General features: G+C 64.2%; 18 protein-coding genes. 8 read left to right on the top strand and 10 right to left on the bottom strand.

Features of this window, described 5'->3' with window-relative positions; genetic code table 11:
- Positions 1-253 precede the first annotated feature (253 nt).
- The 3 genes from K414_RS0120890 to K414_RS0120880 all read left to right on the top strand — a co-directional run bounded on the left by K414_RS0120890 (position 254) and on the right by K414_RS0120880 (position 3316).
- Positions 254-931 (top strand): ElyC/SanA/YdcF family protein, encoded by a 678-nt coding sequence (locus K414_RS0120890; protein ID WP_051365204.1) that lies wholly within the window; start codon positions 254-256, stop codon positions 929-931.
- Positions 928-1629, top strand: a complete 702-nt coding sequence (locus K414_RS0120885) for an aminoglycoside 3'-phosphotransferase (protein WP_027497709.1) — start codon at positions 928-930, stop codon at positions 1627-1629. Before K414_RS0120890 ends, K414_RS0120885 begins: the two co-directional genes overlap by 4 nt.
- Positions 1630-1720: 91 nt before the next feature.
- Positions 1721-3316, top strand: a complete 1596-nt coding sequence (locus K414_RS0120880) for an ABC-F family ATP-binding cassette domain-containing protein (protein WP_027497708.1) — start codon at positions 1721-1723, stop codon at positions 3314-3316.
- A gap of 9 nt (positions 3317-3325) precedes the next feature.
- Here the strand turns inward: K414_RS0120880 and K414_RS0120875 are convergent, their stop codons facing one another.
- From K414_RS0120875 to K414_RS0120835, 8 genes are all read right to left on the bottom strand, one after another.
- Positions 3326-4942, bottom strand: coding sequence for an AMP-binding protein (locus tag K414_RS0120875; protein WP_027497707.1), 1617 nt, complete (start codon positions 4940-4942; stop codon positions 3326-3328).
- 20 nt (positions 4943-4962) lie between these two features.
- Entirely contained in the window at positions 4963-6279 is a 1317-nt protein-coding gene (locus K414_RS27540; protein WP_152530455.1) for a DUF2786 domain-containing protein, read from the bottom strand.
- Positions 6280-6369: 90 nt separating this feature from the next.
- A complete protein-coding gene (locus K414_RS0120865; protein WP_027497706.1) occupies positions 6370-7179 on the bottom strand; it encodes a hypothetical protein in 810 nt (269 codons plus the stop codon).
- Positions 7180-7350: 171 nt separating this feature from the next.
- Positions 7351-8949: an FAD-dependent oxidoreductase gene (locus K414_RS0120860; protein ID WP_027497705.1), complete on the bottom strand. Its 1599-nt coding sequence runs from the start codon at positions 8947-8949 to the stop codon at positions 7351-7353.
- Between the two features lie 61 nt (positions 8950-9010).
- Positions 9011-10030, bottom strand: coding sequence for a diiron oxygenase (locus K414_RS0120855; RefSeq protein ID WP_027497704.1), 1020 nt, complete (start codon positions 10028-10030; stop codon positions 9011-9013).
- Positions 10031-10121: 91 nt separating this feature from the next.
- Entirely contained in the window at positions 10122-11420 is a 1299-nt protein-coding gene (locus tag K414_RS27535; protein ID WP_051365202.1) for a hypothetical protein, read from the bottom strand.
- Between the two features lie 91 nt (positions 11421-11511).
- Positions 11512-12672: a hypothetical protein gene (locus K414_RS27530; RefSeq protein WP_051365201.1), complete on the bottom strand. Its 1161-nt coding sequence runs from the start codon at positions 12670-12672 to the stop codon at positions 11512-11514.
- 48 nt (positions 12673-12720) lie between these two features.
- Positions 12721-13395: an NUDIX hydrolase gene (locus K414_RS0120835; protein ID WP_027497703.1), complete on the bottom strand. Its 675-nt coding sequence runs from the start codon at positions 13393-13395 to the stop codon at positions 12721-12723.
- A 62-nt stretch (positions 13396-13457) separates the two neighbouring features.
- Between K414_RS0120835 and K414_RS0120830 the strand changes: the two genes are divergently transcribed.
- The gene (locus K414_RS0120830) at positions 13458-14384 is read left to right on the top strand and encodes an ADP-ribosylglycohydrolase family protein (protein ID WP_027497702.1); all 927 of its coding nucleotides are present in this window, start codon (positions 13458-13460) and stop codon (positions 14382-14384) included.
- The gene (locus K414_RS0120825) at positions 14381-14890 is read left to right on the top strand and encodes an O-acetyl-ADP-ribose deacetylase (protein WP_027497701.1); all 510 of its coding nucleotides are present in this window, start codon (positions 14381-14383) and stop codon (positions 14888-14890) included. The genes K414_RS0120830 and K414_RS0120825 overlap by 4 nt, the downstream gene beginning before the upstream one ends.
- Here the strand turns inward: K414_RS0120825 and K414_RS0120820 are convergent.
- Complete coding sequence (locus K414_RS0120820) at positions 14887-15585, bottom strand: excalibur calcium-binding domain-containing protein (protein WP_081701635.1); 699 nt, start codon at positions 15583-15585, stop codon at positions 14887-14889. The genes K414_RS0120825 and K414_RS0120820 overlap by 4 nt on opposite strands.
- A gap of 164 nt (positions 15586-15749) precedes the next feature.
- A complete protein-coding gene (locus K414_RS0120815) occupies positions 15750-16100 on the bottom strand; it encodes a VOC family protein (RefSeq protein WP_027497699.1) in 351 nt (116 codons plus the stop codon).
- 149 nt (positions 16101-16249) lie between these two features.
- Here K414_RS0120815 and recC point away from each other — a divergent pair, with 149 nt between their 5' ends.
- Genes recC through recD form a run of 3 tightly spaced genes read left to right on the top strand, consistent with a single transcriptional unit; the run spans position 16250 to position 24716 of the window.
- Positions 16250-19528, top strand: a complete 3279-nt coding sequence (recC, locus tag K414_RS0120810; protein ID WP_027497698.1) for an exodeoxyribonuclease V subunit gamma — start codon at positions 16250-16252, stop codon at positions 19526-19528.
- Positions 19525-22857, top strand: coding sequence for a UvrD-helicase domain-containing protein (locus K414_RS0120805; RefSeq protein WP_027497697.1), 3333 nt, complete (start codon positions 19525-19527; stop codon positions 22855-22857). Before recC ends, K414_RS0120805 begins: the two co-directional genes overlap by 4 nt.
- Positions 22854-24716 (top strand): exodeoxyribonuclease V subunit alpha, encoded by a 1863-nt coding sequence (gene recD / locus K414_RS0120800; RefSeq protein WP_027497696.1) that lies wholly within the window; start codon positions 22854-22856, stop codon positions 24714-24716. The genes K414_RS0120805 and recD overlap by 4 nt, the downstream gene beginning before the upstream one ends.
- Positions 24717-24720 lie beyond the last annotated feature (4 nt).

The following is a 24720-nucleotide window of genomic DNA, read 5'->3' as shown; positions in this document are numbered from 1 at the left end:
CGATGTGCCCGACGGAGAGGTTGCGGTCTAGAGGACCGTCAACAGGTAGCGCTGGCTTGCAGACGCAAGTCGACGTAGCGTCGAGAGGTCAGCAGCGGATTCACTGGTAAGACGGTACTCGTCCGACAATCGCCGCGACGGGCAGGGTTCTTCTGAGGGTTCACTGTGGAATCGATGAGGGTGCGCTGCGCGATCGACGGTTCGCCGATTTCGTGAGCTACGTTGAGTTTTCCGCAGCCGACGAAACGAGATCATGAGTACGACAGCAAAGCCTCGAGGACTGGTTCGGCGACTACTACAAGCGATGTGCGCTGTTGTCGCAGTGCTGGTCACGGTCGTTCTGGCATCGGCCGGATGGGTTGCGTACGCGACGGCGGGCAAGGTCTACGACGTCGACGACGCACCGGACGCGCCAGTAGGGATCGTTCTCGGTGCCCAGGTGCGCGACGGCAAACCGATGCGCTTTCTCGCCGGTCGGCTCGACACCGCCATTCAGTTGATGGAGGCAGGAAAGATCAAGGCAATCCTTGTCTCCGGTGATGCAGACGGCAAGTCCGGCAACGAGATTCAGGCTATGACCGAGTACCTGATCGAGCATGGAATCGACCCTGACGTCATCATCGGAGACGATCACGGCATCGATACCTACGACACGTGCGCCCGCGCGAAAGAGACGTTCGGCGTCGAACGTGGACTCATCATCAGTCAACCCCTTCACGTCTCGCGCGCCGTGGCGCTGTGCGAGGACATGGATCTGGAGGTCGACGGCGTGACCGCCGATTGCATCGACTGCAACACGCTCGCTGTTGTGCGGAACTACGCACGAGAGTTGTTGGCACGCCCCAAAGCAGTTCTCGATCTGTGGTCCGGACGCGATCCAGTCGTTGTGTCCCCGCCGAACGATTCACTTGCGACAATCACCGGCAAATGAGCGTGCCCGACGGCGGTATCGCGGTCCCGACCGTCGTACGAGAGTTGGCAGGGTACGACGGAATCGAACCTGTGTGGTCGAATGTGCTGGGAGGCATGACATTCCGCCTCGGCCAGGCGCGCTACGTCAAGTGGACGCCGGTCGAAAGCTCGATCGACCTGGAAGACGAGCGGTGTCGTCTGGACTGGGTAATTCGGTACACCCCGGTTCCGAAAGTCCTCGAAACCGGTTCGGACGCTACCGGGTCCTGGATGATGACTGAGGCTCTGCCGTGGGAGAACGCCGTCGCCGATCGCTGGATGGAGGACCCGGCCACCGCGGTCCGAGCGGCGGCAACCGGCCTTCGCGCCTTTCACGATGCAGTCCCCGTCGCGCAGTGCCCGTTCGACTGGTCGGTGGTCTCTCGTATCGGCGATCGCGAGTTGCCGGTGAAATCTCCGTCGGTCGATCGACTGGTCGTGTGTCACGGCGACGCCTGCATGCCGAACACCCTGATCGCCGCCGACGGATCCTGCGCAGCGCACGTGGACATGGGCAGCATGGGCGTCGCCGATCGTTGGGCAGACCTGGCACCGGCAATCTGGAGTACCGAGTACAACTTCGGCCGGAGCTACTGCGATGCATTCTTGGATGCGTACGGCATAGACCTCGACCGTGAACGGCTCGATTACTACTTGTGGTTGTGGGAGTCGACCTGATCGGCGACGCGGAGTGTTCGCGCAGACGCGACTACAGTGAGCAAGTCGGTTCGACGACTCAGCGAACCCCGTGCTTTACAGGAGTGGACGCTTGAGCTGGATTCGCTTGAACGACGTTGCCAAGGGATACGACCAGAAGGTGATGTTGCGTGAGGTGTTCTTCCGCCTCGCCGACGGCGATCGCATCGGTCTGATCGGCCGCAACGGCACAGGCAAGACCACCCTGCTACAGCTTCTCCTCGGCCGAGAGACCCCGGATTCGGGGACCGTCGACGTCACAGAGGGTGCTCGCATCGGTTACTTCTCGCAGTTCTCCGAACTGGACGGCGATCGCAGCATTCAAACGGAGCTCGAATCTCTCTTCGGTGCTGTCCACGCAATCGAGACCGAGTTGGCCGAGGTCGAGGCCGCATTGGGCGGTGACCTGGACGAGAAGCAGATGTACAAGCTCGTCGATCGTCAAGCCGAACTGCTCGACGCCATGGAGAACAGTGGCGGTTGGACCTACCACCAACAGATCGACACCGTGCTGTCGATGCTGGGATTCAACGCCGAACGGCGTGAGCTCCCCGTCGATCGACTGTCCGGTGGTTGGCGCAACCGCGCGGCGTTGGCCAAGATCCTCATCGAGGCCCCGGACGTCCTGCTCCTCGACGAGCCGACGAACTTCCTCGACGTCGCCGGAATCGCGTGGCTCGAACGGTGGCTACGAGACTTCCGTGGTGCTCTTCTCGTTGTCTCGCACGACCGCGCATTCCTCGAGCAGGTCGTCACTAGCATCGTCGAAATCGAAAACCATCACCTGCAGACCTACGACGGTAGCTACTCGGAATACGTGCAGCAGAAGCAGTTTCGACTCAAGAACCTCGAGCGTGAGTTCAGCAACGAACAGCAGCTGCTGGCCTACGAGCAAGAAGCGATCAGTGATCGTAAGGAAGCAGTGAAGAACGCCAGCGGCGTGCTCAAACGTCGACTGGCGAACATCAAGAAGAGCAAGAGCCCCCGCCCGGTCGACACGGTGGTCACCGCAATCTACGGCGGTTTGCATGTGCACGACAACCTCTCGGAGATCACGGAAATCTCGAAAAGCTATGGCGAGCAACGACTCTTCGAGAACATCTCGTTCACCGTGCACCGCGGTGACCGTATCGCCATCACCGGACCCAACGGATGCGGAAAGACCACGCTGGTCGACATTCTCGTCGGTGCCGAGCAACCCGACAGTGGCAAGATCAAATGGAAGACCAAGGCACCGTCGTTCATCTATTACAACCAGGTGCTCGCCGATCTCGATCTCGACGACACCGTGTCGCACTCGGTCAACGCGATGCCGGGCAGTCTCGCTCTGACGGCGACGAAGAAGGAAGTCCACCGCTTTCTCACGTTGCTGCAGTTCTCCGAGATGGATCTCAAATCGAAGATCGGCGTGCTGTCCGGAGGGCAGAAGGCACGAGTTGCATTGGCTCAGTGCCTGTTGTTCGGCGCAGGCGTCATCGTGCTCGACGAGCCCACCAACCACCTCGACCTGCAGAGCACCCAGGTGCTCGAACGTGCGCTGATGGCCTTTCCCGGCGCGGTGATTCTGGTGAGCCACGACAGGTTCTTCGTCGAGAAGGTGGCATTTCGGCAGCTGTCGTTCGACGGCAAGGGCGGCGTCACCGAAATTGCCGGTGTGCAGATGGCGTGACCAGAGTTGCTATCCGTTGATCTTGGACGCGGACGTGCCCCACTCGGCGTCGCGCAACTCCTTCTTCCTGATCTTGCCCGTCGATGTCTTCGGCAGCTCGACGATGAACTCGACGTTGCGCGGAGCCTTGTACGACGCGATGGCCGATTTCACGTGCGCCACGAGCTCGGCTTCCGAGACGTCCACGCCGGCCACCAGCACCACGAACGCCTTCGGCCGCTCTCCCCACTTGTCGTCGGGCACCCCGATGACCGCAACGTCCGCGACGGCAGGATGGCTCGCCAGTGCCTGTTCCACCTCGATGGTGGAGATGTTCTCGCCGCCGGAAATGACGACGTCCTTGGCGCGATCGAGTAGCTGAACGTAGCCGTCGGGATGCATCACCCCGAGGTCACCGGAATGGAACCAGCCGCCCGCGAAAGCCTGTGTCGTTCCGGCCGTGTCGTTGTAATACCCCTTCATGACGTTGTTGCCGCGCATGACGATCTCACCCATTTCGGTGCCGTCGGGCTCGACATCGATCAAAACCCCACCGGGGCCAGGCTTGTCGCGGACCACGCGCAGACGGTCTGCGGTGAGCATGCCGACTCCTTGTCGAGCCAAGCGACGGGCCTGTTCGTCGGCGTCCAGTTCGAGCCATTCCTGCTTCGCCTCGCACACCGAATACGGACCGTAGGTTTCGGTGAGGCCGTAGACGTGTACGAGCGTTGCTCCCAATGCTCGAATCTTGGCGATGATCGTCGGGCTCGGAGGAGCTCCCGCAGTGACGATGGTCAACGGTCGATCGAGTGAATGTGCCTCTGCAGCAGTGGCGAGAGTGGTCAACACGGTCGGCGCACCGGCAAGGTGATCGACGCCGTTGTCGATGGCCGACCAGATGGCGTCGCCGCGCACTCCGCGAAGGCACACGTGGGTGCCGGACGCGGCCGTGACCGCCCACGTGGTGCACCATCCATTGCAGTGGAACATCGGCAGAGTCCACAGATAGCGGGTGTCGACCCCGAATCCCTGGTGGTGAAGTTCTCCCAGGGAGTTGAGGTAAGCACCGCGGTGGGTGTACATCACGCCCTTGGGTCGACCGGTGGTGCCCGAGGTGTAGTTGATCGTGATGGTCGACGTCTCGTCGTCGACCTCCCACTCCATCGGTTCGTCCGTGCCCCGTTCGAGGAACGCGTCGTATCGCGTGGTGTGCGGCAGCCTGTCGTACGTGCCGTCCACCGAGGGGGTCTCGACGATCTCGGTGACCGAATCTGCGATGGGATCTGTTCCGAGACCGGCCAGCAGTGCCGAATCGCCCACCAGCAGAACCGAACCGGAGTGATCGCAGATGTACCGAACTTCGTCCGGTGAGAGGCGGGTGTTGATGGCGACCAGAACGGCGCCGGCCAGTGGCACCGCGTAATGCGCGAACAGCAGCTCTGCCGAGTTCGACGCTATGTAGGCCACCCGATCGCCGTGGCCGACCCCCGACGCGCGCAGAGCACGCGCGAGCCGGGTGACGGCGGCGGCGAACTGTTCGTAGGTGAAGGTGCGCGCACCATCCTCCACGGCGGTCTTGTGGGGATGAACCTCCGCAGCGCGTTCGAGAAAGCGAAGTGGCGTCAGCGGAGTATCCAGACCGGTCATGTCAGCCAATGTAGCGCGCACTACGAGGCCAGATCTGATTTGTCGATACGTTCGCGCCCACCGGTAAGGTCGGCGCGTTCGGCGGCGGCACGGCCTGCACGTCGACCCGCATGATCGCGTGCCTCGATACGCACCTCCGTTGTCGACGGATACATGGCCGTGAATGCCTTGTCCACGGCATCGCTGCGCTCGGCCAAGATCGGCAGCAAGGCGCTACCGTGATGCTCCGACGCCGCCTTTGTAGCTCGCTCCCGAGCTTCCAGCAAGCGCTGGCCGATACGGTGGGCGTACGCGATCAGAAAAGATTTCCTGAAGCTGCGACCTCGGGCTTCCGGTGATTCGGCAAGTTCGTCGAGTGCGCGAGAAGACTGCACGAGTAGCGATGTGAACAGCAGCTCGCACAAATCCAGATCGACTTCGAGCCCGACGATGTTGACCAGAGCGAATCGCTTGTACCACAGGGTTCGGGCACCATTTGCTTCGCAAACACTGTGCAGGAGAAGAGACTTGGCCTCCGAGTACGGACTGTCGACCAAGATGCGGCGGGTGGTGACGTCGCCGATCGAACCGCGCGGGTTGTCGGATTCGAGCAGCGCATGGCCGATGGCATAGCGGGTCATGAGATCTTGAGCCTTCGCCGAAAACGCCTCGGCCTCGGCTGGAAACTGGGTGGACTCCGCCTTTGCCAGTAACCCCCGGATCTTGCCCAGCATCTTGGGATCCGAGACGCCGCTCTTGCGGGCCGACGACGGTGCTGCCGAGGATCGAACCGACGACCACTGCGATGGAATGGGAACCAGCTTGTCCAGTGAACCCAGTGAGGTCGTATGACCGAGGACGGTCAACACCGTGTTCCAGGAGTCGGACGCGGAGACCCGAGGCCTCGCACACCACCTTCGGAGGCGTTCGACGGACACGCCTGCGGTGGAATCGATTTTCAGATCGATCAGTTGCTCTCGCCAGGAATCGGGTGCGTTGGTGAGGGCAGCGGAACGCCCCGCATGGGTGGCGATCGCCTCCACCACGAGCATCCCGGCCGCGCCCCCGACCATCTTTCGAGTAGCGTGCGCGAGTTCGGCCGGCTGCCAACCGATCTCGAACAGCCTGTCGACAGAGTGGTCGAGTATCCGTGCTGATACGGCGTACGCAGGATCGACTTCGGGCGTGCACTCGAATTTCGCGAGACGGTCTGCAACCAGCCGAACGTACGCCTTCCAACCTGACCCTCGAGTGGCGTAGTCAAGGCCCATTTCGACGAGGCGAACCGGATCCGCGTCCGGCCGGATTTGACCGGTGCGGTGAAAATTTTGAAAACTGTCCAGATCGATACGACTCATCGTCGTCCCCTCCACGTCCCCCGGTGTGGTCCCCGAACTTTTCGGTGAATCGCAGAGTAGGGGAGGGGTCCGACAAGTTATTCGAACATGTCAGCGAGGAGCGAGCATCAGCAGCAATTCTTCCACCGACGGCAGGCCGGGAATCACGGGAAGGTTCGGTACAGGAGAAGCAGTGGGCGGCGCCGTCAACTCGACGCCGCCTAGCGCTGTCAGGACGTCGTCGGTCTGTGAGCGGCGCGGTCCATACGTGTTGGAAGCGACGACGAATTCGTCACCGATCGACGCGGACGCAACCACGCTCGATCCGTCGTCGGCCCATCCCCATTTGCTACCGGTCACGCCGGGTAGTTGCTGGGTGCCCCAGTCCTGCGCGGTTCCGTCGGCTGCAACCGGTGCGGCGGAGTTCATCCAGCCGAGGACCGGGCTGGCGGGGTCTGTTCGCTTCTTCGCCGCCAGGAATCGCACGGTGTCGGCTGTGCTGGTGTAGGAACTGCCCCAGAAACCGCCCCGCGAGGTAGAGGTGAGTCCGAACTCCGTTGCCGTCGAATCGATGGCCTGGGGATATTTGTTGTCGAGTACCGACGCGGCACCGTCGTCACTGACCTGGACCATTCGTGCGGCCAGGTCGCGATCTCGCGGCGAACCGTCTCCGAAGCGCACGACGTAGTCGGCCATGTAGAGCTTGACCGTCGACAGCCCGGGACGTGCCGAATTGTCCTCTGCGCTGCCGACGTACGTACCCGTCGGGACGTGTTCGTACGAGATCGACGTCCGCGCCGGCACATCTGCCAAATCGCCCGGTGTGGGCAGAGCCTGCGCCGGTGCGGCGCACGCGAGCGCCATGGCAATTCCGACAAATGGGACAGCAGCTGTGGCTGTGATGCGACGCAGGCCCGGCATCTCGGTCTCCTCGAGGTGTTGGCCCGCCGCGAATCGGTGGCCGATGAAAGTACCTACCCTAATAGTAGACGCTTCAACCTCACCCCTGCCCGGATGAATGTGGCTTTGTTGCACTCAGAACGACTGACAGTCGCATTGATCCCGACCGGGTGGGGTGTCGGAGCCGATCGGTCAGGATCGGCGCAGTGCCAGCAATTTGTCTTTCGAGCGACGCAGCGACCCTCGACCCGAGCTCGCCGTCCATGCGCTCGGCAGATCGATCGGATCGGTCAGGCGGCCTGCGTTGAAGTCGGCGACCAGATGTCCGACGGTCTCCTGAGCACACGACTTGTTGGTGCCGATGAAGCCCGAAGGTCCTCTCTTGATCCACCCGGTGACGTACGTACCGGTCGACGGGGATCCGCCCACTTCCTCGAGGACGCGGCCGCCGAGGTTGGGGATGATGCCGACTGCGTGATCGAACGGAATTCCTGGCAGCGCGACGCCGCGGTATCCGATCGAGGTGAGGACGAGGCCGGCGTCGATCGTTTCGATCTCGCCGGTGGCGGTACTGCGCACCCCATCGTCGGTGTCGGCGGTGAGACCCATGCGCTCGAACTCGACGCCGGTGACCCGATCCGTGCCCAGGATTCGAGTGGGGGAGAGCAGGTAGCGCAGCGTGATGCGCTTTCGGCCGTCGATGTGCTCGGGTGACTCGTCGACGTGCCGCAGCAGTTGCAGCTTCTGGGCGACCGCGTGAGGCAGGTCGTTGGTGCCGGCCAGTCGTACCGTCACCGGATCCAGTGCGAGCTCGCTGCGATCGACGGTGAGATCGATATCGGGGACGGTCAGCAGTCCCGCGAATTCGGGCACGGTGAATGCGGATTGCGCCACGCCGCGCCGACCGACGACCATCACCTCTCGAATGGCACTGTGGCGCAGCGCTTCCAAGGCGTGGGGGGCGATGTCGGTCGCGGCGAGTGCGTCGGGGTCCATGGTCAGGATCCGGGCCACGTCGAGTGCGACGTTGCCGTTGCCGATGACGACCGCTCGTTCGTGTGACAGATCGAACGTGCGGTGAGCGTGATCGGGATGGCCGTTGTACCAGGCGACGAAGTCGGTCGCCGACGTGCGCCCGGGCAGTTCGGCTCCGGGGATACCGAGTTCGCGATCCGACGACGCTCCGACCGCATAGATCACGGCGTGATGGGTGTCCATCAACTCGTCGTGCGTCACGTCTTTTCCTACCTCGACGCCGAGGTGATAGGTGAATCCCTCTTGCGCCGAGATGGTTTCGAACAGCCGTGACACTTGACGCGTCTTCTGGTGGTCGGGTGCAACACCCAGGCGTGCCAGACCGTGCGGTTGCGGAAGCCGATCGTAGACATCGACGCTGACCCCCGGCTGCGTGAGCAGCTCGTCGGCCGCGTACATCGCCGAGGGTCCGGACCCGACGATCGCCACTCGGAGCGGTTGGCGATCTCTCGACACCGAGGCGGCCGGCGTGACCGGAGCCAGAATCGGCCGTGGCGGCCGCTCCTGCTTGTAGAAGTCGGCATTGATGGTCAGGAACGGAAGTTGAGCCTCGGTCAGTTTGGCCTGGGGAACGATGGCGTCCACCGGGCAGGCCGACACACAGGCACCACAGTCGACACACGACTGCGGGTCGATGTGCAGCATTTCCGCCGTCAGGAAGTCCGGCTCGTCGGGGGTGGGGTGTATGCAGTTGACGGGGCACGCGTAGACGCACGACGCGTCGCTGCAACATGACTGGGTGACGACGTGGGGCATGTGGGGTTCCTGACGGCGGGCGCTGCTGTACGGATAACTGGCGCGTGGGGTGTCGAGAGGGCTATGCGGCGAACTGGCTCGAGCTGCGGTCCGGCTCACTACGGAAACGTGATGCCTTGCCGTCGATTCCACACAGCTTCCACATCAGGCGAGCCGCCCGGTTCATCATTCCGGTATCGGTGGCCAGCATGCGCACATCACCGAAGTAGTCCTGCAGAGCGTGCTGCGACTGCTCGGTTCCCCAGAAGAGGTCCTTCTTGACACTCTTCGGAATGTCGAACTTCGTCCAGAATTTCTTCGGCGGGATGACGATGACGTCGCACAGAATGCGCATCGTGACCGGGAAGGCCAGCGACAGCAGGAAGCGTCCGGCCCTGGACATCTTGGGCACACGACGACGAAGGAGCTGGTGCGCGAAGGAGATGTGGCGAGCCTCCTCGGCCACATGAATGGCCATCACGCTCTGCATGATCGGATGGATTTCTTCGCCGGAGCGAAGCACCGACTTCTGAATGTGGTCGATGGGTTCTTCGCCTGCGAGGACCCCGACGAAGAACAACTCGGGTAGCAGCGTCGCGAACAAAGGGATGAACGGCGAGAGCATCTTCATCGGTCGACTCATGCCGGGAGCGTCGGAACCCACCCGATTGACCATCTCCTGGAACATCAGGGTGTGGTTGCACTCTTCGATGGATTCGTGGGTGCAGTAGCGCGCCTCGGCCGAACCGTTGGGCAGCGAGAATACGTACTGCATCATGCCGCGGATCAGGATGTTCTCGAACTGCAGGCCGACCTTGGCGACATTGGCCTGACGCCACATACCGATCTCGATCTGTCGGTCCAGCGGCAGGGACTTGTACCAGTCATGGCCCCCGATGGGGTCGGTCTTGGCGGGCAGTACCCAGCGGGGATCGTTCGCGGGAACCGCGAACTTCTCGGACTCCCAGTCGATGTCGACGTAAGGATCGAAGTGTTTGTGCACCGACCCCTCGGACAGCAACGTGAGTGTTTCGTTGTACTGCTGCTCGTCCGTGGCGTCGATGTCCACCGAAACGGACGTGGTGCCGGTCGTCAGTGTCATGGCTTCTCCAAACGTGATGCGAACATGGAGTTAATGTAACCCCAGTTAACATGAAAGGGAAGCCCGTCGAAACTTTTCTGTTCGGACGGCGCTACTGATCGTCCGAACGCTCGTCGGACACCTCCGCGACTTCGTCGGTCTCGAACAGCTGCAATTGGATCGCCGACGGATCGACCACAGGAGTGACCTGTTCGGGGGTGCTCCGCAGCACCTCCCGCAGGGCAGCCACTGCGCTGCCCCAGTTCGCGGCCTCGCGATCCGCCTCGTCCACATCGCAGTGTTCGTCGCCCAGGTCCGCGGCTACCGCCATGCCGCGCCACGATGCCTCCTGCTCGGCGCTGATGCGGAGATACGACACGACCACGTCACGGTCCGAAGAGCAGCACTCGAGGACGGTGCGTGGCTCGACAGCATCGGGCGAATCCGCGATCAGCTCAATCAACGCGAGCAGACCGTCCGGGAAGTCGTCACCTTCGAGGACCGGAGGGGTCGGTTCGCCGAGCCTGCCCCCGAAGTCCTCGGCGAACTTGTCGTCGACCTGCTCCCACACGTGCGAGAGCATCCGGACCGCCCACAGCAGGTGATCGGCCACAAACGGTGATCCGCTGACACGTACCTGGGCCACGATGCAGTCCTGGACGAGATGCAACATCACATCGGGAAGCTGCACGTTGAGATCGACCAGCAACTCGGCCGCGCGGGTGCGACCGGTGACCGCGTGCACCAACGTCGAGTTGATCTCGACGACCGGCTCGGTGGATTTGACCGTGACGTATGCGGTGCCGTTGACGAATCGCAGAGGAATGTCGCCGTCGGGGTCGTGATCGGGCGGAAAGCCGAACCAGGGTTCGAGTGCACGATCGACCAGTTGCTGCAGGTGGTCCTTGCCTTTCGGCTGCACGCACAGTGGAACGACTGCCGAGACGGGTTCGGTGCTGGCCTCGAAGCTCGGCACGTCGTAGCGTCCGGTGGCCCGCGAACTCAGAAAGGACGGGTGCGGCAGGCCCCAGATGTCACGGAACACCGCGACCGTCTTCTTCGCCAGATCATCGGACCACGATCGATTGCGGTCGACGTGGGGTGGCGTCGGCTCGGAATCCCGAGACGTTCGAAAGCCCAACGCGTTCAGTGCTTCTCGCTGAGCGTCGGTGATGGCCCGACTACTGTGGAGGTGCTCGTTGGCGGGCAGCTCGCAGCGAACCATGTCGAGATCCCAGGCGTAGAACTGGACGCAGGCCGCGGTGTCCGGAACGCCGTCCGTGCTGTCGTATCGAGACTCGATCACCAAGGCGTCACCGTCGCGCATGGCGCTGACGTACTCGCCGAGCCGGCGTTGGAAGTGCATCCATGCCGAGTCGACGTCGAAGTCGAACTCGAGTGAATCGCTCATGTCGGCTCCTTACCCGAATCGCGCTGAGATAACGCGGCGTCGGTCACGCTAGCGGCGAGCACCGACAGAGTCTCGGCGCGCGCGAGTGCGTTCACGACGACGCCGAGTCCTCGAGCGGCTCGTGCGTCTCCTCGTCCAGCGCCCCGAAAGGGTGCGCCTCGGCCACCCCGTCCAGAACAGCGGGACGCAGCGCATGTGGAACCGCCAGGACCTCTTCGATTCGCACGAGAATGCCTTGCTCGATCAGAGATCGAACCCGGTGGTCGATCAGCTGCGCCGTCCGCAGGTCCTCACCCTCCAGATCGGCGTAGTCCTCGCCCTCGTTGTTCAGAGGCAGCTCGTCGGTCATCGCGGCCAGCAGGGTCTGAACCGCGAACGTGTTGGCCAGCGAACGGGACACGTCGGGGTCGTCGGCGTCTCCGGACAGCTGCACTCGGACGTGTTCGGCAACCAGCTCATGAACGGTCTCCGCCTCACGCTTGGCCAGAGACGGGGCGTTGTCGCCGAGCTTGGCCGTGTGGCCGTCGATCCGGACCAATTCGGTCGCGATGGCCGTCGACCAGTAATCGACGGCTGCAACGTCCGAGGACTCGGTGAGTCCGGCGGAGTCGAGTGGGGCCTGGCCGACGGCGGTGCGTAGATGGACGTCGTCCGACACTGCGAGTCCGTCGGCGACGCGAGCAACGATGTCATCGAGCGCAGGCAACAGCGGCAGAGCCGAAATGGCCGCAAGCTCCTGGTCGAGCGAGACGTTCGGCAGATCGATGTCGTCTGCGTCGAGCATGTCGGGCTCGTCGCCCTCGAGGAAGTCGGAGAGATCTTCCATGCAGTGTGCGTAGTCCTCGGGGCTGCCGTCCCACAGATCGGTCTCGTCGAGGAATGTCAAATACTGCAGTGACGTCAGAACCAGGTTCACTGCCGTGTCCTCGGCTGTCTCCGATTCCTCCTGCAGAATGCGTTCTGCAGCATCCACCAGCAGGTGCGCATCGGCGGGAATCCACGCGCTGGGGGAGAACCCGTGGCGCGCACCGGACAACTGGGTCAGTGTCGACGACACCAATCGTGAGATTGCCTCGGCCTGCTCCGACATCTCGCTCTCGTCGAGCCACTCGACGAAACCGTCGATCAGATCGCTGATCCGCTCGGATACGACACCGGTCGGTGCCGGCCGAGATTGCTGGTGACGCCGTTGCCGGGCCTTGGTCTTTTCTGCACGTTTCTGTCCGCGGTTGGCAGGCCGCTTCGATCCCATGGCTCGCAGCTTATCCGCTGACATGTCCGGTTTCGTCGCGTGACGCCTCTAGCCGCGAAGGAACGAGTCCGCAGAAGCGGCCAGTGCAGCATCGGGTGCCCGGCGGTACAGCTCGGCGGGGCGACCGCCACCTGCCGTCGTCGTCGTGCTCGTTCCCTCGAGTGCGGTGATGACGTGGCGGCGAAACGTGTCTTTGGAGAACGCGCGATCGAAAACGATTTCGTACAGCGACCGCAGTTCGAGGAGTGTGAAGGTGGAATCCAGAAATCCGGCAGGGTCGATCTCTCGCGCGTAGCGAGCTCGGAGGTCCAGCACTGCCTCGGTGACCATCTCGCTGTGATCGAACGCCAGCGTCGAGCCCGGCACCACACCGTCGATGGCGACCGATTCGGCTGTCGCAGGCAGTGATCGACTCGGTGTTGCTGCGCCGTGCGCCATCGACAGCACCCAACCGCGGTCGTCGCGGCCGGGCTCGTCGAAGAGCTTGAGTTGGTGGAACTGCAGATCGACGATGTTCGCCTTGGACTCGAGTGCGCGTTCGGCGGCTTCGGTCAGGGTTTCCGACGGGCGCAGAAACGTTCCGGGAAGTGCGAGGCCCCGCTCAGAGGGCACGACAACGACCTGTAGCTGCTGTTCACGGACCGTCAGGACCGCGACATCGACCGCAACCGAAGGTCGCGGGTAATCGGTCAGAGCCTTGCCGTCTCGGTCCGTCCACGTCATGGGTTGCAGCTTAGCGCAAGTCTGATCTATTGTTAGATCAACAACGATCTAAGGGGCAGCGAATGAACTTGACCGACAATCAGCGGGATCGGGCGCGTGGGGTACTGCTCGGCACTGCAGTGGGCGATGCGTTGGGCGCGGGGTACGAATTCGGATATCCGACGCCGGAGACTGCCATTGCGATGATCGGCGGCGGCGCGTTCGACTGGGCCCCGGGGGAATGGACCGATGACACGTCGATGGCACTCTGCGTTGCGAGCGCTCTCGAGATCGGCGGAGACGTCGACGAGGTGGCAGCGAACTTCCGCGCCTGGTTCGCGGTGAATCCTCCCGACGTCGGCAATCAGACCCGGAAAGTGCTGTCGCAGAGAGCGAGCACCGGATCGGAGATGGCCGCGGTCGCGGCGTCGCTGACCGGCCGGACTGGTGGAAACGGCTCGTTGATGCGGACCGCGCCCGTCGCGCTGGCCTATCTCGACGACGTGACCGGATGCCGGGCTGCTGCGGAGCGGATCAGCGCGCTGACCCACTCCGATCCTCGTGCCGGTCAGGCATGTCAACTGTGGTCGCACGCGATCCGGCACGCGGTGCTGCACGGAACGTACGACGGTATCGCCGACTTCCTGCGCCACGAAGAACCCGATGTCCGGGACTTCTGGCAGCCGCTGCTGGACAGCGCTCAGGAGGGCGAGCCGACCGACTTCCCGGAGAACGGTTGGGTCGTGCACGCGCTCCAGACGGCCTGGTGGGCGATACATCGCGCGGCAGATGCATCGTTGCCCCTTCCTGCCGCGCTCGAACTGTGTGTCCGAGCAGGCGGGGACACCGACACCACCGCCGCGATCGCAGGCGGACTTCTCGGTGCACGGTGGGGCGCGTCGGCGGTCCCGACGCAGTGGCGCGAGCTGGTCCACGGCTACCCGGGGCTGCGCGCCGACGACCTCGATCGCATCGCCATCGCGATCGCCGAGAGAAAGGACGACGCATGACGATCATCGACGTAGTGCATGGTGATATCACCGAGGTGGCCGCAGACGCGATCGTCAATGCGGCCAACACCCGACTCCTCGGCGGTGGCGGGGTGGACGGCGCGCTGCATCGGGCCGGGGGTCCCACGATCCTCGCGGAATGCAAGGCGTTGCGGGCCACCACCTTGCCCCACGGCCTCGACACCGGTGCCGCTGTGGCCACCACCGCAGGCAGGTTGCGCGCCAGTTGTGTGATCCACACCGTCGGCCCGCGCTACTCGAAGAACGAAGACAGATCCGAACTACTGCGCCTGTGCTACCAGCGCAGCCTGGCGCTGGCGGCGTCGATGAATCTGAAATCCATCGCCTTTCCGCTCATTTCGGCCGGGTCCTACGGTTGGCCGATGCACGACGCCATCACCCAACAGGTCGTTGCCGTCAAGGCAGCGCGGCCATCCGTGGACCTCGTCATGCTCGTCGCATACTCCCGCGAGGCTGCCGAGCTGACACGGCGGATGGTGGGCTAGCGCTCGCAGGCGACGCCGTCGCTGTTGCCGTCGAGTTCCGGGCGGTATCCGGGTTCGCCAATATTGATATTGAACGCGCCCGCGGCTTTCGCAGCTGTGCAGTTTTTGTAGTAGACGCTCTCCGGCACCGCTGCCAACGGCGCGGGAACGGTGTAGACGGGCTCGGGTGTGTATACCGGCTCCGGGATGTAGACAGGTTCGGGAATGTAGACGGGCTCGGGATCGGGGATGTACTCCGACGTCGTCGGTATTTCCACGATCGCAACGACGGGCTCTGTTGTGGGTGCGGCCGTGGTCGTCGTGGTCGGTGCCGGTGTGGTGGTCGTCGGACGTGCGGAGGTCGTCGTCACGGTGGGTAGCGCGGGCACGGCCGCGACCGGGGTGACGGCCACCTTCTCGGGTTCGGTCGATCCCGTCATTCCCATGACGATCAATGCCGGAAGAACAGCGATCGCCGGTACGGCCCAACCCTTGCGTCCACGCTCGGGGGACAACCGCAGATACGCGATGCCCGAGGCGACCATCAACGCTCCGACGAGTACTGCACCGAATTCGAACGATGCGATCGCTCCGATCAAGAAGACGGCACCGAAAATGATTGCGCCACAGGCAATGATCACACCGATGAGAGGGCGTCGAGAAGGAGCTGGCTCGGGTGCGGGGCGCTGGAACGGTGGTGGGTAGGCACTGGTCATGTCGGATCGTCCTCGGGTCACGGGGTGTCGGCCTCGCGGCGAAGGGTGTCCGCGAGACGGGAGCAACCCCACGTTCTTCCGAACCGGGCGGTCGCATTTCCTTCCACCATGTCGCACCGCGTGCGAGCGTCGTTACACCTCGAGCCGAGACGGCACGCCCCGGCTCAGTAGTGCTCGCGAAAACCGCCGATAGCGGTGATGGAATTGCCGTCGAGATCCGTGGCCGTGGACAGCCGAACGCCCTTGTTCGCTTCGACGATGTCGGCGAAGTCGATTCCGCGCGAGTGGGCAGCCGACACGAACGATTCGAGGTCGTCGACCGCCACATTGAACAGCGACGAGCCTGCACGCTCGGAATCCACGGTCACCTGCACCCATGCTCCGGGAGCGGCCTGCCACTCCACCAGTGTCGACATCGGATTGTTGTCCGCCGGACGGTCGAACAACTTCTCGTACCAAGCGTTCGCGATATCGATATCCCGGACCGCCACGACCGCGAAAATGTATCTGAACATGCCGTTCTCCTCCGTTGCTGTCGGGTTCTGCACATACGGACCGGTGCCGAGGGCTCGACTCACCGGACAGAACTTGTCGGTGGCTCGAGTAGGGTCGTCACCAGTCCGAATTCGGGCGTTCTCAGACGAGCAGGCAGGGGACTTCGACCGTGTTGACGCTCCACCGCGCCGAACGTGCAGGAACGCTCGCTGCAGCCCTCGCCGATGTACTGTCCGAGCCGCTGCCCGATGCCTTCGTACCCGAAATCGTGTCGGTGCCGGCGAGAGGTGTCGAGCGGTGGCTCACCCAGCGTCTGTCGAGCGTCCTGGGTGCTCCGGACGGTGATGGAATAGCTGCGAACATCGAGTTTCCGAGCCCGGCGAGGTTGGTCGCGCGCACCATCTCCGAGGTCGACGGCATCGATCCCGACGACGACCCGTGGTCTCACAGTCGAGTGCTGTGGACCGCGCTGTCGGTGATCGACGACTGCCGCACCGAACCGTGGGCCGCGGTGCTCTCCAAGCATCTGGGTTCGGGGTCTGACGATCATCGGGTAGGGCGCCGCTGGTCGACGGCCGCGCACATCGCGGAGCTGTTCCGCGCCTGCGGATCTCAGCGACCCCAGATGCTGCGCGACTGGCGCGCCGGACGATTCACCGACGGGCTCGGCCAGGAACTGGACGACGACCTGACGTGGCAACCGCGGATATGGAGCCTGGTACGCGAGCGGATCGGCAGTCCGAGTCCCGCCGAGCGCCTTCCCGATACGTGTTCGACACTGCGATCGGAACCGAACGCGGTGGACCTACCTTCCAGGTTGTCGGTGTTCGGTCCGACTCGGCTGACCGCCGACCAACTCGACATCCTGCACGCGCTCGCGCACCACCGCGACGTCCACATCTGGATCCCACACCCCAGCCCGTCGATGTGGGCCACACTCGCCGACATCCCAGCAGCCACCCGACGACGAGACGACGTGACCGCTCTGGCCGTCGAGCACCCGCTGCTGGCGAGTCTGTCGCGCGACGTGCGGGAACTGCAGGCAACCATCGGCTCGATCGCCGATCACACCGTGCACCACGAAGGGCCCGAACCAACGCGGACCTTGCTCGGAACGATCCAATCCGACATCGCCGGCGACGAAGTGCCCTCTCGCGCAACGACGGTCGGCGATCCGGCGCTCGCCGACGGCACCGTACAGATTCACGCATGTCATGGGCCTGCTCGCCAGGTCGAGGTGCTGCGCGAGTCTCTGCTGCATCTGTTCACCGACGACCCGACTCTCGAACCCCGTGACGTGCTCGTCATGTGCCCGGACGTCGAGACCTATGCGCCGCTGATCCGTGCCAATTTCGGCCAGGCCACATTGGTGCATCCCGGTCATCGACTGCGGGTCCGGCTTGCCGATCGGGGCCTGCGTCGCACCAATCCGGTACTGGATGTGGTGGCGACGGTGCTCGACTTTTCCGAGGGGCGAGTGACGGCCAGCGAACTACTCGATTTCGCGGCGAGCGGCCCGGTGCGGCAGAAGTTCTCGTTCACCGACGACGACCTCGAACGCCTCCGCGAATGGGTCGCCACGTCCGGAGCCCGCTGGGGCTTGACGGTGCGACAACGAGAATCCTTCGGTTTGAACAACTTTCGGCAGAACACCTTCAAGTCCGCACTCGACCGTATTCTCCTCGGGGTAGCGGCGGACGAGAGTGGGAACGACTATCTCGACCTCGCGCTGCCCCTCGACGACGTGGACAGTAACGACATCGGGCTTGCGGGCCGATTCGCCGAGCTGGTCGACCGGCTCGCCTCGGTACTACGGGCGCTGTCCGGGCGCGCCCCGGTGACCGAATGGACGCGGCAGCTCGGCCGCACCCTCGATCTGCTTGCCGACGTGCCCACCGCCGACGAATGGCAATTGGCGCAAGCGCATCGCGAGATCGCCGAGGCCACCGAACACGGCGACACCGCCGAGCTGCGGCTGGCGGACGTGCGCGCCATGCTCGGTGGCCGGCTGACCGGCCGCCCCACCCGAGCGAACTTTCGCACCGGAGAGCTCACCGTGTGCACGATGGTGCCGATGCGATCGGTCCCGCACCGCGTCGTGATCCTTCTCGGTCTCGACGACGAGGTGTTCCCCCGTGTCGGCAGCCTCGACGGAGACGACGTCCTCGCACGCGACCCGGCCGTCGGCGAACGCGACACCCGCAGCGAGGACCGACAGCTACTGCTCGACGCCGTGATGTCCGCCGAAGAAAAGCTACTGCTCTTCTACACCGGTGCCGACCCCGTCGACGGATCGACCAAGCCGCCCGCGATCCCACTGCGCGAGTTGATGGACGTCCTCGACGTGACCGCCGGCCGTAGCGTCGAACACCGGCATCCACTGCAGCCCTTCGATCCTCGGAATTTCGAGGCCCGACACCCGTTCAGCTTCGACACGGTGGCGTTGGCGGGCGCCGTGTCTCAGCAGCGACCGTCCGTACCGGTGCCGTTGTTCTTGCCAGATGCACTGCCCCCAGCGAATTCGGGCGACGTGGAACTCGCGGACGTGATCGCGTTCGTGGAGAATCCGGTTCAGGCGTTTCTGCGTCAACGTCTCGGGTTTCGAGTTCCCGAGCTCGAAGACAATCTGGCGGACAGTCTCGACATCGAACTGGATCCGTTGTCTCGGTGGAACATCGGCGATCGGATGTTGGCAGCGGTGCTGGCCGGCACGGACATCGGCGAATTCGCCGACGCCGAGTGGCGGCGAGGCACGTTGCCTCCGTTTCATCAAGGTCGACGCGAGATGTCCGACATCCGCCGAGTCGTCGGAATCATCGCCGACGCGGCCGCGCCGTTTCACGACGGCCCGGCCGAGACCACCGACATCGTGGTCGATCTCGGTGATGGGCGACGTCTGACCGGTACCGTCATCGGCATTCACGACCGGACACTCGTGCGTTCGTCCTATTCACGGCTGGCGGCCAAGCACAGGCTCGCGGCGTGGGTGCGTCTGCTGGCGGTGGCAGCGTCCGAGCCGGGGGAGTGGAGCGCGGTCACCATCGGGCGCGCCAGCGGAATGCGTCCGCCTCGCCGGTCCCGCCTGACGACCCCTCCGAATCCCCTCGCGGTACTCCGTGACGTGGTGGACCTGCGGGATCGCGGATTGGTTGCGCCGCTGCCGATCTCGACCGGGACGGCAGCTGCCTACGCGGAGAAGCGGTTCGGCGGCGGATCGATCGAGGACGGTTACGAATCTGCCGGTTGGGCGTGGCGCGGCGATTTCGGTGACGGCACCGACCGATCGTTGCGATACGTGCACGGCCCGTCGCTCTCGTTCGGAACGTTGCTCGATCCGAGCCCTCTCGACGACGAGACCGACCCCGCGAACGAGCAGAGCCGCTTCGGAGTTCTCTCCCGCCGGTTGTGGGATCCATTGCTGACCGCAGAGAACATGGGGAACGCATGACCGCCGCACGCGGATTCGACCTCCTCGGTCCGATGCCGACCGGGACGACCGTGCTCGAGGCCAGCGCCGGAACGGGCAAGACGTACGCGATCGTCGGACTTGCGGCGCGGTACATTGCCGAAGGACTGGCCGAGATCTCGGATCTACTGCTGGTGACGTTCAGTCGGGCCGCGACCCAGGAACTGCGCGATCGCACCCGCAGCCGGTTCGCGTCGATCGCCCGAGACCTCGGGGATCCGGACGCTGCGCGTGGTGCGCGCGACCCTCTCGTCGCCTTTCTCGCCGCGGCAGACGACGAGGAAGTGGACAGGCGGCGCCGGCGACTGCGTAAAGCGCTGTCGGACTTCGACGCCGGGACGATCGTCACCACGCACAGCTTCTGTCAACGCATGCTCGACGGGCTGGGTATCGCGGGTGAGCGCGAACCCGAATCCACGTTCGTCGAGTCGGTGTCGGATCTGCTCGAGCAGGTGGTCGACGATCTGTATCTGCAGATGTTCAGCGGCGATGACGAGGCACCACCGTTCGGGCGACGCGACGCCCAACAACTGGCCGCGGCTGCCGTCGGAGATCAACAGTCGATCCTGTACCCCGACATCGACGACCTCGACGGTGACGACGGCAACCGGGAAGCCGCCCTGCGGGTGCAGTTCGCTCGGGAGGCCCGCCGTGAGGTCGAGCGTCGCAAACGTCTTCTCGGCATCCGCGACTACAACGATCTACTCGGACTGCTGCACTCGGTGTTGTCCGATCCCGTGCACGGGGAGGCAGCATGCGCGCGCGTGCGAGACCGGTTCCGTGTCGTGTTGATCGACGAATTCCAGGACACCGACCCCATGCAGTGGGACATCTTGCGCCGGGCCTTTCACGGCTACACGACATTGATCCTCGTCGGAGATCCGAAGCAGGCCATCTACGCTTTCCGCGGTGCCGAAGTGCTGAGTTATCTGGATGCGGTGCAGTCGGCCGATCATCTGTACGAGCTGACGGCGAACTGGCGTAGCGACTCCGGGCTCCTCGACGCGTTGGACCATCTCTACGGAGGTGCCGCTCTCGGACACGACGATATCGTCGTCCATCGCGTCGAAGCGCGGAACTCGTTCTCGCGCATGGCAGGACATCCTCCGCTGCGGCTGCGCTATCTCCCGCGCACCGGAGCAGGGCCGTTACGTTCGGGATTTCCGGCGGTGGATCGACTTCGCTCTCGGGTGGCTGCGGATGTGGCGGCCGAGATCGTGACGCTCCTGTCAGGGAACGCCGTCATGGACCGGCCGGACGGGCCGAGGACGGTCGAACCGCGGGACATTGCGGTGTTGACTCGCACGACCAAACAGGTTGCGCTGATTCGAGATGCACTCGACGCAGTGGGTGTGCCGTCGGTGGTGTCGAGCAGCACCAGCGTCTTCGGCACCGACAGTGCTCGACACTGGTTGTGGCTACTGCAAGCGATCGAACAACCGCACCGCACCGACCGCGTCAGACTCGCAGCCCTGACACCTTTGCTCGGTTGGACTGCCGCCCAACTCGATTCCGGAGCCGAGGACGCTCTGTCGCAGGTGAGCAGCCGGCTGCGTGAGTACTCCGTGCTGTTCGACGAGGCGGGTTTCGCGGCAGTGTTCGAGCGGGTGTCGGCGCAGTCGGGTCTCGATGCTCGGTTGCTCGCGGTCGAGGCAGGGGAGCGCACGATGACCGACCTGCGGCACATCGCCCAACTACTCAATCGTGCAGCGGTATCCGAATCGTACGGAATCACCGCTCTCACTCGGTGGCTCACCGATCGAATCAAGGAACCGGCAGCCGGCGGGTCCACCGATCGCAGCCGCCGACTCGACAGTGACTCGGCGGCAGTGCAGATCATGACAACGCACGGGAGCAAGGGGCTGGAATTTCCCGTCGTCTACCTTCCGTACGCCTGGGACACGCTCTACTTCAGCTCACCGTCGACCCTGCTGCTGCACGAGGACGGCCACCGCATCCGGGACGTCGGCGGTCCCTCCGGGGCCGGCTACGCAGCACGGAAGCTCGTCAACGATCGTGAAGAAGCCGGAGAAGAACTACGGCTGCTGTACGTGGGACTCACCAGAGCCCAGTGTCAGGTGGTGTTGTGGTGGGCACCGGGACGCAACACTGCTACGTCGTCGTTGCACCGCATGCTGTTCGGCCGCATTCCGGGGATTGCGCAGCCGGAGCCGTCGTACAAGGTGCTCGACGACGCCACCACCGCCAACCGCTTGCAGTCCTGGGTCGGTCCGTCAGCGGATCTGATCTCGATCGAGGCAGTCGGCCCCACACCACCCTCGGATCAGCAGTGGGTGCGCCCCGAGGAGGAACACCGCGACGTCACTGCCGCTCGCTTCGGGCGTGCTCTGGATCTGCTGTGGCGTCGAACGTCGTACTCGGCCTTGACCGCTCACGCGCACGATGCGTCGCCCGTCGAGCCGGAGGTGGGGGTGACCAGTGAGGCCGAGCGGCCCGAGAAAGCGGATGAGCCTGTCGAACCTCCGCTGGGAAGCGCGAACCCGGACGAGCCCGTGGACGGGATCGCGTCACCGATGAACGGCATGCCGGCCGGTGCCGCATTCGGAACCCTGGTGCACGAGGCCCTCGAGCACGTCGATACCTCCGCAGCCGATCTACTGTCCGAACTCGAGCAGCGCTGCAGAGCTGCCGTTGCCTCACGAATGGCAGATGTCGATCCGACGGCTCTGGCAGCCGCCCTGTTGCCGGTGATGCAGACACCGCTGGGCTTCGGGACGCTGGGCGACATCGCGCCGAACGACCACCTGGCCGAGCTGGATTTCGAGCTACCCTTGGCCGGAGGCGACGACCCGGTGGACTCGAGCGTGACTCTGACATCGGTTGCGCAGCTGCTGCGTCGACATCTCGACCCGGCGGATGTCCTCGCGGACTACGCCGATCTGCTCGATGCAGTGGAAGTCACCCCACTGCGCGGCTTTCTCACCGGAAGTATCGACTCCGTTCTTCGGGTACCCGGCCCTCGCTACATCGTGGTCGACTACAAGACCAACCGCCTGGCCCGAGGCGATCTGACGACCGGCAATTTCACGCGCGAGAAGATGGCGCAGGAGATGATGCGGTCGCACTATCCGCTGCAGGCCATTCTGTATGCCGTTGCGTTGCACAGGTATTTGCGATGGCGGCAACCGAACTACCGGCCGGAGACGCATCTCGGCGGAGTACGGTACCTGTTCGTTCGGGGCATGGTGGGGCCGCAGACTCCGGCCGGCTGCGGTGTGTTCGACTGGGATCCGCCTGCGGCACTGGTGGTCGAGTTGTCGGATCTGCTCGCCGGAAAGGTACAACGATGACGAGTGTCTCGACGGCGCTGCGAGGCAGCGGAATTCTGCGGTCCTTCAACGACGCCGGTGTACTGACAGCGGCCGACGTGCACGTGGCGTTGCGGCTCGGTGCCCTGGCCGGGGAAGCCTCCGAACCGGTGCTGCTCGCCACGGCTCTGACAGTGCGCGCAGTGCGATCCGGATCGATATGTCTCGACCTGCAGCGCCTGCGGGATGTCACGGTGGACGAGGAATCGGACGTGGATCCAAGCCTTCTTCCCTGGCCCGATCTGTCCGACGTTCTCGACGGGTTGGCGGTCAGCCCGCTCGTGGTCGGCAGCGCCAACGGGCCGCTGACGCCGCTGAAGCTGGTGCGCACCGACCTGGGTGAACTGCTGTACCTGGATCGATATCACCTGCAGGAGAACACAGTTCGAGGCATACTCGACGCTCGATCGCAGTCGCACCCCGTCGTCGACGGTGCAAAGATCGACCGTGCGTTGGCCGAATTGTTCATCGACGAATCCGGCGCACCCACCACCCCTCCCGATCGACAGCGGATTGCAGCAGCCCTCGCGGCGACGCACTGGACCACGGTCATAGCGGGCGGGCCGGGCACCGGTAAGACCCACACGGTGGCTCGAGTTCTCGCGCTGTTGGTTCGAGAACACGGCAGCGATGTGAGAATCGGTCTTGCCGCCCCCACCGGCAAGGCTGCCGCTCGTCTGCAGGAGTCGGTGGCCGAGCAAGCGGGACTGCTGGGTCTCCCGGCAGAACTGAAAGCAATGACTCTGCATCGCCTGCTCGGGTGGAAACCGGGCAGCAAGACCAGGTTTCGTCATGACTCCCACAATCGACTGCCCTACGACGTGGTGGTGGTCGACGAGACGTCGATGGTGTCGTTGACGATGATGTGCCGCCTGCTCGAAGCAGTTCGACCGGAATCGCGGTTGATACTGGTGGGCGATCCCGATCAGTTGACGTCCGTCGACGCCGGAGCAGTGTTGGCCGACCTCGTCGCACGGCCGGTCACTGGCACCGAGAACCCTGTGTTGGCGCACCTGGTCGACGCGGATTTCGACGCAGCCGAGGATCCGGACGAGGCGGCGCTCAGTGCATTCGAGCGAGACAGGTTGCGCGGCGGAGTGGTTCGGCTCAGCCGCGGTCGACGATTCGGTGGCGCGATCGCCCGTCTGGCCGTCGCAGTTCGAGACGGCCGCGGTGACGAGGTGATGAAACTACTCGAATCCGGTGACGACCAGATCTCGTTCCATGCACCCGAGGACACCGACGCATTGCGGGCCGACGTGGTCGACACCGCCGCCGAGGTCACAGCGGCGGCAACCCGCGGTGACGCCGCCGCGGCGCTGCTGGGACTGGAGAAGCATCGACTTCTGTGCGCGCACCGTGAGGGGCGGTGGGGCGTTGCGCTGTGGGATCGGCTAGCACTCGAGTGGGTGGGAGAAGCGAACAAGACCTTCCTCGACCCCGCCTACTGGTACCCCGGTCAGCCGCTGCTGGTGACGGCCAACGATCACGAAGCGCGAATCTACAACGGAGACACGGGTGTTGTGGTGTCGGGTGAGAACGGAACTCCGATGGCTGCCTTCGCGCGGGGTCGCGCCCACGTTCTCATTCACCCGAACGTCCTCTCTGCCGTCCAGACCGTGTACGCGATGACGATTCACCGGAGCCAGGGAAGTCAGTACGACACCGTGTCGGTTCTGTTGCCCGCCGAGGCATCGACTCTGCTCACTCGCGAGTTGCTCTACACCGCGATCACCCGTGCGCGGTCGCATGTACGGGTGATCGGCACCGAGGAGGCCATCCGAGCCGGAGTCGAACGTCAGGTCCTGCGGGCCAGCGGATTGCGGCGAAGGATTCTGTAGCAGT

It is taken from the genome of Rhodococcus sp. JG-3 (assembly GCF_000482405.1).
Lineage (GTDB): Bacteria > Actinomycetota > Actinomycetes > Mycobacteriales > Mycobacteriaceae > Rhodococcoides > Rhodococcoides fascians.
The sequence above is the reverse complement of the archived record's forward strand: the minus strand, read 5'-3'. Positions and strand labels throughout refer to the sequence as shown.

What these genes read in the sequence shown, in the direction of transcription:
- K414_RS0120890 (WP_051365204.1), top strand. Translation starts at nt 254, where the DNA reads ATGAGTACGACAGCAAAGCCTCGAGGACTGGTTCGGCGACTACTACAA.
- K414_RS0120885 (WP_027497709.1), top strand. Translation starts at nt 928, where the DNA reads ATGAGCGTGCCCGACGGCGGTATCGCGGTCCCGACCGTCGTACGAGAG.
- K414_RS0120875 (WP_027497707.1), bottom strand. Translation starts at nt 4,942, where the DNA reads ATGACCGGTCTGGATACTCCGCTGACGCCACTTCGCTTTCTCGAACGC.
- K414_RS27540 (WP_152530455.1), bottom strand. Translation starts at nt 6,279, where the DNA reads ATGAGTCGTATCGATCTGGACAGTTTTCAAAATTTTCACCGCACCGGT.
- K414_RS0120865 (WP_027497706.1), bottom strand. Translation starts at nt 7,179, where the DNA reads ATGCCGGGCCTGCGTCGCATCACAGCCACAGCTGCTGTCCCATTTGTC.
- K414_RS0120860 (WP_027497705.1), bottom strand. Translation starts at nt 8,949, where the DNA reads ATGCCCCACGTCGTCACCCAGTCATGTTGCAGCGACGCGTCGTGCGTC.
- K414_RS0120855 (WP_027497704.1), bottom strand. Translation starts at nt 10,030, where the DNA reads ATGACACTGACGACCGGCACCACGTCCGTTTCGGTGGACATCGACGCC.
- K414_RS27535 (WP_051365202.1), bottom strand. Translation starts at nt 11,420, where the DNA reads ATGAGCGATTCACTCGAGTTCGACTTCGACGTCGACTCGGCATGGATG.
- K414_RS27530 (WP_051365201.1), bottom strand. Translation starts at nt 12,672, where the DNA reads ATGGGATCGAAGCGGCCTGCCAACCGCGGACAGAAACGTGCAGAAAAG.
- K414_RS0120835 (WP_027497703.1), bottom strand. Translation starts at nt 13,395, where the DNA reads ATGACGTGGACGGACCGAGACGGCAAGGCTCTGACCGATTACCCGCGA.
- K414_RS0120830 (WP_027497702.1), top strand. Translation starts at nt 13,458, where the DNA reads ATGAACTTGACCGACAATCAGCGGGATCGGGCGCGTGGGGTACTGCTC.
- K414_RS0120825 (WP_027497701.1), top strand. Translation starts at nt 14,381, where the DNA reads ATGACGATCATCGACGTAGTGCATGGTGATATCACCGAGGTGGCCGCA.
- K414_RS0120820 (WP_081701635.1), bottom strand. Translation starts at nt 15,585, where the DNA reads ATGACCAGTGCCTACCCACCACCGTTCCAGCGCCCCGCACCCGAGCCA.
- K414_RS0120815 (WP_027497699.1), bottom strand. Translation starts at nt 16,100, where the DNA reads ATGTTCAGATACATTTTCGCGGTCGTGGCGGTCCGGGATATCGATATC.
- K414_RS0120805 (WP_027497697.1), top strand. Translation starts at nt 19,525, where the DNA reads ATGACCGCCGCACGCGGATTCGACCTCCTCGGTCCGATGCCGACCGGG.
- recD (WP_027497696.1), top strand. Translation starts at nt 22,854, where the DNA reads ATGACGAGTGTCTCGACGGCGCTGCGAGGCAGCGGAATTCTGCGGTCC.